Source organism: Mycobacterium ulcerans subsp. shinshuense, from assembly GCF_002355775.1.
GTDB lineage: Bacteria > Actinomycetota > Actinomycetes > Mycobacteriales > Mycobacteriaceae > Mycobacterium > Mycobacterium marinum.
In genome coordinates this window covers 4,750,986-4,764,653 of sequence record NZ_AP017624.1, presented here as the reverse complement: position 1 = coordinate 4,764,653, position 13,668 = coordinate 4,750,986, and the positions used below count along the sequence as shown (strand labels likewise).

Below are 13,668 nucleotides of genomic sequence, written 5' to 3'. Positions count from 1 at the left end.
CGGCCAGCGCTAGATCATTTCGCTCTTGGTCAGCCACCGCATTATCGGCCAGCCCAGAAACACCGGTAACCAGCAGGTGAGCACGCGGTACAGCAGTACCGAGGGAACGCCGATCGCCGCGGGCACCCCGAACGCGGCCAGCCCACCGATCAGTGCCGCCTCGACGGCGCCGACACCGCCGGGTGTCGGCGCGGCCGAGGCCAGCGTCCCGCCGACCATCGTCACCACCGTGACGGTGACAAATGTGGTTCCGCCGCCGAAGGCTTCGATGCTGGCCCACAGCGCCAGCGCGGCACCGAGAGTGGTTCCCGCACAACCCAGCAGGATGATGGCCAATCGCTTGGGCTCCCGGCCCAGCACAATCAGGTCGCTGGTGACCTCTTTGAGCTTGGGCCGCACCTCCGTCGACAGCCAGCGCCGCAAGTTGGGCACGAACAAGAACGTTCCGATGATGCCCAGCGCCACACCCGCGATCAGGTACACCACGGTGCCGGTGGGCACGAAATGCGATAGATCGGTTGAGGTTCCCGCGACGGTGCTGAACAGGATCAGCAACGCCAGGTGAACAATCACCTGGACCGACTGCTGCAGCGCTACGGCTGCGGTGGCCCGTAACGCGCTCAGACCGCTCTTCTGCAGGAAACGGGTGCTCAGCGCGAGGCCACCGACGCCGGCCGGGGTGGTTGTTGCCGCAAAGGTATTGGCCACCTGCACGATCGAGAGCTTCCAGAAGCTGACCTGCCCGTCGGCGCAGGTCCACAATGCCGCCGCAGCACCGACATAGGTCAGTGCCGACACCGCCAACCCGAGCAGTGCCCACGTCCAGTTGGCGGTTCTGAGCTGGGAGAAGAAGGTCGGCACGGTGCTGATGAACGGATACGCGACGTACACCAGCGCGCCGATCAGCACCAGTTGGATGAACTGGCTGCGACTGAACCGGGTGATCGTCTGGCTCTCGATCTGATCGGCACCGGTCTGGCGCTTGACCTCGGTGCGGGCGCCGGCGATGACGGTCTTGGCGTTGGCCACAGATTCGCGGATGCGCTTGGGCACGGCGGATTTGGTGAGCCGGCGCGAGGCCATCAGGATGGTGTCTTTGCCGAGTGCTTCGATCGCGGCGCTCACCGCGGGCTGCGCGCCGTACAGTGCCGAGGTGGTCACCAGGAGTTGGGCGATATCCGACTGGAGTTGGGCGTCGGTGGCCCCATATTCGGCGTTGCCGAACCCCCCGAACAGGACCTTGTCCTCATCGACTGTGATCTCGTGGCAGCGCAAGTCCCCGTGCGAGATCTGGTAGTCGTTGAGCGTTCGCAACGATTCCCACACCCGGCCAACCGGTGTCTGGGCGGTGCATTCATCCAGCGGTGTCCCGCGTACCGGGTTGTGCGCGTACAGCGTCCATTCGCGGTCGAGCGCGGCCAGCGCGATGGTCGAGGTATTGGCGACACCCGCCTCCCCGATCGCGATGGCCATCAGGGCGCGGTGCTCGACCGCGCGGCGCATGGAGGCCTGCAGCGGCGCGGTTTCGGAGCCGCGCAGTCGCAGCTTCCACCAGAGTTGCCGCAGCGCGCCGCCGCTGCGCTGATGCGGGCCGTACAACTCGATAGCCGCCCGGCATTCGGGGTCGGGGGAGGTGGCCGCCAGCACTAGTGGACCGGCGCCGCCCGGCCTCACCACCGTGAGCATCGATACCGCGAATCCACGCTTGGCCATGGCGCGGACCGCACCTTCCAAGGGCACCTCGAGAGCGGGCGTGCCAACGACTAGGACCACCAGCGCGCCGACGAACCACCCCACGGCCAGTCCCAGCAACGAACGGGCCGGCACGATGGCGCTGATGACCAGGTGGGTCGGCACGAAGGCCAACAACAAGCCCCACCACCAATGTCGCCAGCGGGCGGGCAGCCAGGGGCCTGACACGGTGAGTACCGCCGCGACCATCGCTATCCACCGCGGGTCATCCAGAAACTGGACCGGCAGGGTGGTGAGCTTCTCGGACAGGTCGAAATGCCACCGGGGGGCCGAAATTCGGTTGCTGCTGATCGACAACGGCAGAACGGCCATGATTGCCGCGGCCGCGTAGGCGCCGAGCAGTTTCCATTGTCGGCTCACGATCAGCCCGATCAGAATCACGAATGGCAACGCCAGAATCGCCGCACCGTAAGCCAGGTAAACCAGATCGGATTGGGTGGGGGTAAGAACGCCGACAATTTCGGAGATCGATTTCTCCAATGCCACCCACCGCGGGCGGGTGATCACCGAACTCGTCACCACGACCACGAGGAAGACCACCGCTACGACCAGCCAGATGATGTCGTTGGTGCGTCTGGTTATCGGAGGCAGCAAGCTACCGGAAACGGTGATCTCGCGTCCGCCAACTCGCATATGCCCAACGGTCCGGTGGACCGATTCCCCTCTCCATGGCTCGCCGACAACTTACCTGTGGGAACAGGATGACAGGTGGGCCTAGGCAATCCAAACCGCCGCACGCGAATCGGCGCCCGCGATGTTCATGGACCTTCCTTGTCGCTGCGTCAGAACCGCTGCGGATGAAAAAGGCGTTGGTGCGGGCCCGGTTACCCACAACCGCGTCGAGGTGCGCCGCAGGAATCCATTCGGTGGTGGGGTTGTTGAGCTTTCGGTTCGCCCACAGTCGGCCCAGTCGCTCACCTGATGCACTTCGGTGAGGCGACCGGCAGGTCCAGCCGGCGAACGAGTAGCCACGGTGCTTGGCGTGCAGCACAATTCGATGCCAGCGCGAGGCAATGTGGCGGGTGTGATACGGGCCGGGTCAACGTCTGGCGGTGAAGACCCGCGTGACTGGGCACCTGATGCTTGGGAAATGACCTAACGGACACCGTTTTCCGGTGCCGTTGCTGGACTAACTCGCCGCACCCTTGACCACCCGGCCGTTCTTGATGATGGTGGTGAACGTCTCGTCGGGTCGGGCGATCAGCGAGATGTCGGCAATCGGATCCCCGTCGACCAGGATCAGGTCGGCCAGCGCGCCTTCGGCAACCACGCCCAGCCGCCCCGGGTACGGGTTGCGCGGCCCCGACATCGCCAGCAACTCGGCGTTGCGGATCGTCGCCTGCTGCAACACCTCGGCGGGCGTGAACCAGCGCGTGAGCTTTGCCAGCTGAGCACCCTGGCGGCTGGCGAGCTTGGCGTCGAACAACGTGTCGGTACCGAACGCGATCTTGACGCCGTGCTTGATCGCCAGCTGATACGCGGTGTCGGTGCCCGCGACCATCTGCTTGAACTTGGGCACGCTCGGGGGAGGCACCGCCACCGCGTCCTCGTCATCCAGGAACGGTTGCAGGCACCACCAGATGTCCTTTTCGGCGAGCAGCGCGGCGGTCGGTTCATCGATCAGTTGACCGTGTTCGACGCAGCGGACACCGGCGGCGATCGCGGCCCGGATGGCGCGAGGGGTGTAGGCGTGCACGGTGACGTAGGTGCCCCAGTTTTCGGCGGCCTCCACCGCCGCGCGCATTTCGGTCTCGGTGAACTGGGCAACATCGAGCGGGTCGTATGCGGAGGTGACGCCACCGCCGGCCATCAGCTTCAGTTGTGACGCGCCGCGGCGCAGCATCTCCCGCGCCCCGCGCAATACCTCGGCCTCGCCGTCGGCGATCACGGCCGCGCCGATGATCTCGGTGTAGCTCAGGTGGCCGCACACCCCACGCGGCACCTCGTTGGGCAGCCGGAAATCCCCGTGCCCGCCCGACTGGGAAATGAAGCCGCCCGCCGGGTAGATCCACGGGCCCGGAATCGAGCCCTCGTCGATCGCCTGCTTGACGCCGAACACCGGACCACCGAGGTCGCGGACGGTGGTGAAGCCGCGCAACAGTGTCTCGCGGGCACTGACCACGGCCCTGGCGACCACGTAGCCGAACTCGCTGACCTGGGCCAGCGCTGCCGGGATGGTGGTGAACATCGCATGCCAGTGCGCATCGATCAGCCCGGGTAACAGTGTCTTGCCGGTGCCGTCGATGGCTGGGCCGGACAATGCCGCGGCGCCCGCCGGTGCGATGCTGGCGATCACGGGGCCGCGGACGGTCACGTCGACCGGCCCGGTGATCCGGTCTTCGACGCTGTCGAAGACCTTGACGTTTGAGATATGCAGCTCGTTTGGTTCCATCCGGGCTCCTCGTCGAGTGTGCTTGTAGGTTACGTGTATCCCCGCGCCTGAACCGCCGGCGGCTCACGTCGGTGCGCGTGCTGCTGACGTATGTTCGCCAGGGAGGCGTTGATCGACGGGAGGAGCCGGGCATGGCGCGGACCGAGGACGACAGCTGGGAAATCACCGAGAGCGTCGGGGCGACGGCGCTGGGTGTGGCTTCGGCGCGGGCGGCCGAGACTCGAAGCCAGCATCCGTTGATCAGCGATCCATTCGCACAGGTATTCCTCGACGCGGTCGGCGACGGCGTGTGGAACTGGCACTCGGCGCCGCAACTGCCGGCCGAACTGCTCGAAATCGAACCGGATCTGCCGCTGCAGATGGAGGCGATGGTCAGCTACATGGCCTCGCGGACGGCGTTTTTCGACGAGTTCTTCCTGGACGCGACGCGCGCGGGGATCGGTCAGGCGGTGATCCTGGCGGCCGGACTGGACTCGCGCGCCTGGCGGCTGCCCTGGCCAGCCGGCACGACGGTGTTCGAACTCGACCAGCCCAGGGTGCTGGAGTTCAAGGCTGCGACGTTGGCCGAGCACGGGGCCGAACCCGCCTGCGGCCGGGTCGCGGTCGCGGTGGACCTTCGTCAGGACTGGCCGACCGCGCTGCGCCAGGCCGGTTTTGACCCTTCGGTGCCCAGCGTCTGGTCCGCCGAAGGGCTGATGCCGTACTTGCCCGCGGTGGCCCAGGACCTGCTGTTCGAACGGGTTCAGGGACTGACCGTGCGCGCAAGCCGCATCGCCGTCGAGGCGCTGGGGCCGAAGTTCCTCGACCCGCAGGTTCGGGCCAACCGAAGTGCCCGGATGGAGCGGATCCGGGCGGTGATGGCGCACGTGGAGCCGCAGCGGGAGATCCCCCGCACCGACGAACTGTGGTACTTCGAGGAACGCGAAGACGTCGGCGACTGGTTCCGGCGTCACGACTGGGACGTTACGGTGACGCCGTCGGGCGAGCTGATGGCCGGCTACGGCCGCGCGGCCGCAGCTCAGGTCGAGGACCGGGTGCCCACGAACCTGTTTGTGGCCGCGCAGCGCAACTAGTCGCGACTAGGCGGGCGCCGTCACGGCTGCAATCGGGAACGCAACCCGGTCGCCCGGATCGCCCGGCGCGCGATCGCGGCCCGTACGTCGCACTCCGGCCCGACGATGCGCACCTTGCGGGCGGCCCGGGTGACCGCCGTGTAGAACAGTTCCCGGGTCAGCAACCGGGAATCCGCCGGCGGCAGCAGCACGGTCACGTCGTCGGCTTGACTGCCCTGGCTCTTGTGGATCGTCATGGCATGCATGGTTTCCACATCAGATAGTCGGCTGGTCGCGAACTTCAGCGGCTCCTGCGCGCGGGCGATGACGACCCGCAGCGCGCCCGGAGCCGCGGCGCGGTTCGTGCCATCCAGGACGGCCACCCCGGTGTCGCCGTTGTACACGCCGAGCCCATAGTCGTTGGCGGTCACCAACACCGGCCGTCCGGCATACCAGCTCGACCAGATCGGCTCGCCCGTTGCTTCGGTGAGCCATCTCTGCACTTGGTGGTTCCAGTGCGCGATTCCATACGGTCCACGCCGGTGTGCGCACAGCAGCCGTTGCTCGTCGAGTGTTGCCAACGCGGCCGCGGTATCACCGAGCGCGCCGGCGCGTCGAAGCTCAAGGGCGTGTGGAAGCAGCACATTGCGCAGCTGCGGGGTCGGGTCGGCGGCGTTGATCCACTCGATGTGGTCGTCGCCCGCCCGCAAGATCTCGACAACCCGGTCGGCGTCGCCGCCGCGGATGGCCGCCGCCAACTGGCCGATCGACTCGCCGAACCGATGCAGTCTGCGCAGTGCCGCGACGTGGGTGTCGTGGCGCGCGCCCAGCCCGTCCACCAGGTCGGCCAACACCGCGCCCGCCTCCACCGACGCCAGTTGGTCGGGATCGCCGACAAGAAGCAGCCGCGTCTGCGGACGCACCGCTTCGAGCAGGCGAGCCATCATGGTCAGCGACACCATCGACGTCTCATCGATGACGATCACGTCATGCGGCAGCCGGTTGCCGCGATGATGGCGAAACCGTGATGAGGTGTCGGGCCGGCTGCCCAGCAGCCGGTGCAATGTGGTCGCCTGTAGCCCACGAACCCTTTGCTGATCGATGGCATCGAGTTTGTCGATCTGCGACTGCACCGCCTCGTGCAGTCTGGCCGCGGCCTTGCCGGTCGGTGCGGCCAGTGCAATGCGCAGTCGCGCCTTGCCGGCGAGCTGTGCCTGCTCGGCGAATAGGGCCAACAGCCGCGCCACCGTGGTGGTTTTGCCGGTCCCCGGTCCACCGGTCAGCACCGTCAAGCCCTGCGCCAGCGCAATCTTGGCGGCCGCGCGCTGCTCTTCGTAGCCGGGTGGAAACAGCCGGTTGACCTCGATAGCCGGGCCCGATGCGCTGGCCCGGGCGGCCAGCAGGGCCAGGATGTCGTCGGCGACCTGCTGTTCTTCGCGCCAGTACCGGTCCAGATAGACCAGATTGTCCTCGTGCAGGCGCAGCACCGCCGGTGACCCGACCAGTGGGCTGGCCCGAACCGCGGCCAGCCATTCGCCGGCCGCCGGCCAGGGGAGGTCGGCGATCCCGACTTGTGCCTCGATGGTGGACAGGTCGAAACACACCGAACCGCCCCGCAGCGCGCGCACCACGAACGCGATGGCCAGCAACACCACCGGGTCGGACTCGCCAGACATGGCCGCAAGGCGTTGCGCGACATGGACATCGGCCGCATCGATGACACCGGCTTCGTTGAACGTCCGCAGCGGTCCGGACGCGCTCGCCGCCTGCCGCCAGTCCGCCGGGTCGACAACCTCGATGGTCATGCGACCGCCCTGCCCGCATCAAGCAGATCGGACAGCGCCGTCACCAGTGCGGCCGGAGGCGACCAGCTGAACACCCCGGCGGGGTGACCGTCGAGCATGGGAGTGTCGGGACCGCACATCCCGCGGACGAACAGGTACAGCACGCCGCCCAGGTGTCGGGCCGGATCGTATCCTGGCTGGCGCCAGCGCAGAAAACGGTGCAGCACAACGGTGTACAGCAACGCCTGCAACGGATAGTCGGAGTGCAACATCGCCTCGATCAGCCGGGGACGGTGGTAGTCGGCGGCGGTCAACGGGCGGTCGGGGTCACCCAGCCAGTTGGTCTTGTAGTCGACGACCAGATACCGCTGGCCCGGCCCGTCGGGAATCCGTAACACCACGTCGACCGAACCGCTGAGATATCCGCGCAGCGTCTGACCACCAAGCGCGTCCCCGCTCAACCGATCGGCATATGGCGCCAGCGGGTCGGATGCGTCCAGGTGCGCCCGCAACAGCGCCCCGACGTCGGCCAGCCGGAGATCGGGTGCGTGGCCCCCGGCATCAGCCTCATCGCCTCCGGCCAACGGAAACTCGAAGTCCATCTCCCGCAATCGGTCCGGTAGCCCGATTTGGCGCAGCGTCAATCCGCCGGCCAGCGGGCCCAGCGGGGTGTCGTGCATCGGGACCAACGCCGCGGCAAGCTGGGCCGCGGGCACCTGCACCGGCCACCACGCGGATTGCACCCGGATCTGGGATTCCAGCTCGGCGGCGAGATCGATGGCGAAGGGATCGCTGGTCTCCAGCACGGCGTGCACCAGCGAGCCGAACTTCGCGCCGGATGGGAGATCCGCCATGGGAGAAGGCTGCTCGGGGCCGGACATCACCACCTCGGTCAACGGAACCTCGGCGACTTCATCATCGCGTTCGGTCACCTCCGGCTCACTGCTGACGCCGGTCGCCTCGGCCATCCTGATCAATCCCGAATACGACGTGCGCCGCCACCTGATGTCGATGCCGCGGTCAAACCGGCGGGTGGCCAGCTCGGACGGCGCCGGCTGGCCGGCAATCGCCGGTGCCGCGGCGATGACGGACTCTTCCACCGTCGGCCCTCCGGCGGCCTGCCATTGCTGAAACCGGTCCCAGGCATCCTCGTCGGTGATCTTGGCAGGGGTGGCGCGGTCAGGTACCACCGAGTCGCCGGGACGCCGGCCCCGCAGCAGCCGTGACAGCCCGCCGTTGGGTTCGTCATAGGCCGGTGACCACCAGGCCACCACTTGCGACTGCGCCCGCGTCATCGCAACGTAGGTCAATCGGCTGTCGTCGTTGGCAGCCTCTTTGGCGCCCAGCCTCTCGACCGTGCCGAAATCAGGGGAGTCCTTCCCGCCGATATGCAGGCAGCGCGTGCCCCGGTCGTGAAACAGCACCAGTTCGCGTTCCTGAATGTTGCGGTTGAAGGCGAATGGCAGGTACACCACCGGATACTGCAGACCCTTGCTCACCCACACCGTCATGATCTGGACGGCCGCGGCGTCGCTATCGATCCGGCGGTTGCGCTCGGTAGCGCCACCGCGATCCTCGCGCTGGCCGCGCAGCCAGTCTCGCAGCGCCGGAAGGGTATAGCGCTCCCGGTGGGAGACCTTCTGCAGCAGCTGCGTCACGTGGGCCAGGTCGGTCATGTGCCGCTGGCCCTCCTGCCACGACAGCACGCGGTCGCTCATACCGCCCAACTGCGCGGCCTCGAAGATGGCGGCCACCCCCCGCTCGCGGGCGTAGTCCGCCCACTCCCGCAGGGTCTCTGCGACGCGATCGGTGAGCGCATCGCCGCCGCGGGCAAGATCGTTGGCGGTCTTGCCGAAGAACATCGTCGCGGCGGCGGCGCGCACGATCCCGGGGCGATGCGGCTGGTCGAACGCCTCCAGCAGCGCTAGCCAGTCGTCGGCGGCTTCGGAGCTGAACACATCGGTGTCGCCGGTGTAGACCGCGTGAATCCCGGCGTCGGTGAGCGCGCGATGGCAGGCCCGCGCGTCCTTGTGCTTCTCGACAATCACGGCGATGTCATTGGCCTGCAGTGCTCTGCCGGCAAATGTTGCCCCGGAGGCCAGCAACGCACCGATGTCGGAGGCGAGATCACGGCCGATGTGATCGCGCAGAATATCGATGGGCAGGTTCTGGATTCCCCTGCGGCCCAACGTGGCCCGGCGCACCACCCGCAGCCGCAGGGCGTCGTTGTGCGGCGCGCCCGCGAGCCGGTGGCCCTGGTGGTGGGCCTTGACATCGCGCACCACGATTGCGGGATCGCCGAGTTCAGCGCCACGCAACACCACCTGCAACCGATCGACCAGCGCGCTGTCGCTGCGCCAGTTGGTGGCCAGTGTCCGCTTGTCCCCGGCGGTTTGCGCCGCGTGCAGGTAGGTGACGATGTCGCCACCGCGGAATGCGTAGATGGCCTGCTTGGGGTCGCCGATGAGAATCAGTGTGCAGCGCCCACTGAACGCGCTGTCGATCACCTGCCACTGCACCGCGTCGGTGTCCTGGAACTCATCGACCATGACCACCGGCCAGCGCTGCTGCATTCGCGCCCGGGCCGCAGAGTCCTCGCTAGCGAGGGCATCGGCCAGCCGCAGCAGCAGGTCGTCGTAGCCGAGGATGCCCCGACGCCGCTTGCGGGTTTCCAGCTCTTCGAGAACGTGATGGGCGAAACCGACACAGGCCGCGGCCCGGGATCCGGGCGGCGCATCCAGCGGCCGCAGCTGGGTGGACGGGTTGGCGACCACCGCCCTGGCGATCCGCAGTGCGTCGCGGTAGGTCAGCGGGGGGTCATCGCGGTCACGGCCGAAGTGCACCAGGTAGAGATCGTCGACAATCTCGGTGACCAGCTCGTCGAGGTCTTCGACCAGCGTCACACCCGTGTCGGTGTCACCCGCGACGCCCAAAGACTCGAGCACCAGCTGGCAGAACTGGTGTGTGGTGGCAATGGTTGCCGCATCGAATCCGGCCAGCGCGTCGCGCAGGCGCTGCTGACGCGCGTCGCGCTCGGCGGCGGTGCCGTCGAGCAGGTGAGCCAGCAGTTGGTTGTCGCCGGCGGGGTCCGCGTCATCGGAGCCGTTGCGGGAGTCGTGGAAAACCCGCACCGCATCGACCATTTGGCATCGGACCCGCTCACGAAGTTCCTGACTGGCCGCCCGCCCGAAGGTGATGAGCAGCATCTCGTCGAGCCGGGCCCGTCCCTCCGCGACGTAGCGGGTCACCAGCGCGGCCAACGCGAATGTCTTGCCCGTTCCGGCGCTGGCTTCGAGCACCGTGGTGGAATTCTCGGCGGGCAGTGGGCCGAGCAGATCGAAGGGGCGCATCAGCCGGGGTCCCGCTCGGCGCGCAGCATCGGCAGCCAGAGCCGCGCGGCGAAGGCCCCCAGCCGGTTGTCTTCACCGTTGGGGCAGGCCGCACGCTCGGATTCGGCATGCACCGGTTGCATCAGATCGGTCAGTCTCGCGTTCCTTCCCCAGGTCCGAACGTGAGCCGGTGCCTGGTCCTCAGCCGGGTAGCGGTCGCTGGACTTCCACCGAAATGACGCCTCCCGCACCGGATCGTCGCCGCAGTGCCGGGCGGCCGCCCAGGCATAGGATGTCTTGATCGGCAACGGAATTGGCTCACGGCGTCCAGCGTCATAGATCGCCACCAAATCTCGAAGCAGCTCCACCGGCTGTTCGCGGGGGCGCCCCAGCCCCGCCTGACGGGGCACGGTACCCCGTTTCTGCCGGCCGATGCAGACGGCCGACCAGTCGTGGGCCCCAGCGTGAGCGAACAACGCCAACAACGGTATCCAGGATTCGAGTAGATGTTTGCCGTCGAGCTTGGAATAGGTCACCGACACCAGACGATCGCCGAACACTTGCGCCACCGTGCCGGTCAACCTTCGCGAACCCAGGTCGATGTCAACGTCATATGCCGCCGCGTCGTCTCGGCGGTGCCGCAGCGCCGCGGCGGCCAGCAAGGCCGCTTGGTCACGGATTTCGGTCACTTTGCGCCAGCCGAGCTGGCCGGGCGGCAACGTGCCGCGCCGCCATTCCGCCTGTCGGGCCTCATCCGGTGCCATGCCGCTGAGGATGTCGGCCAGCATCCGATCGCCGACCGTCCACTCCTCGAGCGCGTTGATGTCGACCGGCATGGCGTCTTCGACACCGTCGACATCCCACGGCAGCGTGTAATCGAGGGCCCGGAAGAAACCCTTCACCGGGTCCTTGAAGAAGGCGACCAGGTCGGCGAGCGCCACGTCATCGGCGGGTGGGGGTGCCAAGGGTGCGCCGATGAACCTCGGCTGCTGTGCGCGTTCGCCGGCGGCCGCCCGCGCCGCCCGCAGCACGGTCGGATCGAAGCTGAACGGCACGCCGGGCATCAGCGCCCCGCGCGTCACGTTGCGAACGTCGAACGGCTGCAACGGGTGCTCGACCACGACGCGGCCGCGGACCTGCTCTGTTGTGGTCATGTCCAGGGTGTCGAGTAGCTCGGCCAGCGGTACCGCCGGTGGCTTGCGCTGACCCGAATACTCATTGGCGCCGGTATAGGTGATGACCAGGTTCTCGGTGGCCGCACCGATCGCGTCGAGCAGCAATTGGCGATCCTCCGAACGGATGTCACGCTCACCGGTCATCGGGCTGCGGGCCAGCACGTCGTCGCCGTCGACGACACCTTGGCGTGGAAACACGCCGTCGTCGAGGCCGACCAGGCAGACCACCCGGTGGGGGACCGAGCGCATCGGAACCATGGTGCAGACGGTCAAGGTACCGGTGCGGAAGTTGGCGCGGGTGGGCCGTCCGGCGAGGTGCCGTTGCAGCAGCGCGCGGATGTCGGGCACCCGCAACATCGTCTCGACCCACCGTCCGGCCGTGCGCGATACCTCGGCGAACTCGCGTTGCATCTGATCGGACTGCCAGGCTTCGCCCTCGTCGACGCGGGTCAGCAGGGCGATGCCGTCGGTCAACGCGGCCAGCCACTCCCGCAGCGGTCGGGTGCCGGTGAGCGAATCGACCACCTGTCGCAGCCGGTCGATGTATTCGGCGAATCGACCGGCCAATTCCACCCGGTTGCTGCCGACATCGTCGAGCGGCAGCGTCGCGTCGATCCAGGCGTGCGACGCTTCCGACATGGCGACGCCGGCCAGCACCCGGTCGATGCCGAAACGCCAAGTGTTGTGCACGAAGTCGACCCCGTAGGGCTTGCGGTGCTCCTGGTCGAAACCCCACCGGATATTCGACTGCCGGACCCATCTGGTGATGTCCTCGAGGTGGTCGTCGGCGAAGCCGAACCGGGCCCGCACCGGGGCGGCCTGGGCGAGGTTGAGCACCTCGCTGGCGGTGACCCTGCTACCGGCCAGCATCAGCAGCTGCGACGCCACGCCGAGCAGCGGATTGGTTTGCAGCAGTGAGCGGTCGGCGAGCCGTACCCGAAGCCGATGCGCGGGGTGCACGCCGTGCATCACGTCACCGAGCCCGAAATCCGCGACGATCAACGGCGCATACGTTTCGATGTCGGGGCACATCACCAGGATGTCGCGAGGTTCCAGCGTCGGGTCATCGGCGAGCAGGCCGAGCAGGACCTCACGCAGCACGTCGATCTGACGGGCGGGCCCGTGGCAGCTGTGCACCTGGATGGACCGGTCGCCGGCGACCAACGTTCGGTTTTCCGGCCGGACCTGGTTGGCGGCCAAGTCGGACTGCAGCCAGCCGAGCAGGGTGTCCGGTCGGGTAGTGGCGCCGAGTGCCTCGTCGGTCGCCGGATCGGCGGGGAGGCCGCGTTGCAGCTCGCGCAGGTCCCGCCCGAGGGTCGCCAGCAGCGGATGGACGACGCGGCGATGGCTGGCGTCGGCGCGCCGCGGCACCACACCGTGCAGGTCGGCCAGCGAGCGCCACAAGGCCGCACTGGGGTGGGGCAGCCACAGGTGCAGTTCGTGATGGGTGGCCAGCGCGCCCAGCAGCTCGATGTCGGTGACCGCCATCCGGGTGTGACCGAATAGCGACAGCCGCGGCGGCAGGCCGGCCGGTCGGGCACGCAGCGCGGTGAGGGTCTTTTCGTGGCGGAGGTGTGGGGGATCGGCGCCCACGACCGCGACCAGCGCGCACCACAGTTCGGGCTGCCAGCTCAGATCGGGATCCAGGCCGCCCCGCCCGCCATCGAGCCAATCGGACAGCACCCGGGGACGCTGCCGGGCGTAGGAGGCGAACAGTCCGGCCAGGCGGCGCGCCACCGAATACCGGCGTCCCCGACGCAACTCGGCCTCAGGCCCGACGTCGAAGTGGCCCAGATGTCTTGCCAGCGTCGCGCACCAGGGTTCTTCCAGTGAACCGTCGATGACTTCCAGCAGGGGCCAGGTCATCGCTTCCGCTGACCAGGGATCGTCGGCGGCGGTGCCGGTGATTTCGGCGATCAACGATCGCGGATTACGGAAGGACACACCCGCACACACCCCGTCGCCGCCGCCGGGTGCATGTCCCAACAGGTGCGAGAGACGCTGACTGAGCCAGCGTTCCACGCCGCGTGCCGGAACCAATACCAACTCTTCGGCGAACGGATCCGCCAGCGGTTGAGCCAGGAGCGCGCCGAGGCCATCGGCAAGTAGATCGGTACGCTCGGCGCGGTGGAGGTGAAGGGGCATCGGCCGCCACGATAGACCGGCCCGACCACGGCGATGGCA

At 67.9% G+C, this 13,668-nt stretch carries 6 protein-coding genes; 1 reads left to right on the top strand and 5 read right to left on the bottom strand.

Annotation, left to right across the window (positions count from 1 at the left end):
- Nucleotides 1–9: 9 nt before the first annotated feature.
- Together SHTP_RS21315 and SHTP_RS21310 are read right to left on the bottom strand one after the other, a co-directional pair.
- Nucleotides 10–2,385, bottom strand: coding sequence for a lysylphosphatidylglycerol synthase transmembrane domain-containing protein (locus SHTP_RS21315; RefSeq protein WP_096371706.1), 2,376 nt, complete (start codon nucleotides 2,383–2,385; stop codon nucleotides 10–12).
- Nucleotides 2,386–2,881: 496 nt separating this feature from the next.
- On the bottom strand, nucleotides 2,882–4,144 hold the full coding sequence (locus SHTP_RS21310; RefSeq protein ID WP_096371705.1) for a metal-dependent hydrolase family protein: 1,263 nt from the start codon (nucleotides 4,142–4,144) through the stop codon (nucleotides 2,882–2,884).
- Nucleotides 4,145–4,275: 131 nt separating this feature from the next.
- Here SHTP_RS21310 and SHTP_RS21305 point away from each other — a divergent pair, with 131 nt between their 5' ends.
- Nucleotides 4,276–5,217 (top strand): class I SAM-dependent methyltransferase, encoded by a 942-nt coding sequence (locus SHTP_RS21305; protein WP_015354634.1) that lies wholly within the window; start codon nucleotides 4,276–4,278, stop codon nucleotides 5,215–5,217.
- A 20-nt stretch (nucleotides 5,218–5,237) separates the two neighbouring features.
- Here the strand turns inward: SHTP_RS21305 and recD are convergent, their stop codons facing one another.
- From recD to recC, 3 genes are read right to left on the bottom strand one after another with little or no spacing between them, the layout of a single operon-like run.
- Nucleotides 5,238–7,001 carry an exodeoxyribonuclease V subunit alpha gene (recD, locus tag SHTP_RS21300; RefSeq protein ID WP_096371704.1) on the bottom strand — a complete coding sequence of 588 codons (1,764 nt, stop codon included), beginning with the start codon at nucleotides 6,999–7,001 and terminating at the stop codon, nucleotides 5,238–5,240.
- Entirely contained in the window at nucleotides 6,998–10,330 is a 3,333-nt protein-coding gene (recB, locus tag SHTP_RS21295; protein ID WP_096371703.1) for an exodeoxyribonuclease V subunit beta, read from the bottom strand. Before recB ends, recD begins: the two co-directional genes overlap by 4 nt.
- The gene (recC, locus tag SHTP_RS21290) at nucleotides 10,330–13,629 is read right to left on the bottom strand and encodes an exodeoxyribonuclease V subunit gamma (RefSeq protein WP_096371702.1); all 3,300 of its coding nucleotides are present in this window, start codon (nucleotides 13,627–13,629) and stop codon (nucleotides 10,330–10,332) included. The genes recB and recC overlap by 1 nt, the downstream gene beginning before the upstream one ends.
- Between the last annotated feature and the right edge of the window lie 39 nt (nucleotides 13,630–13,668).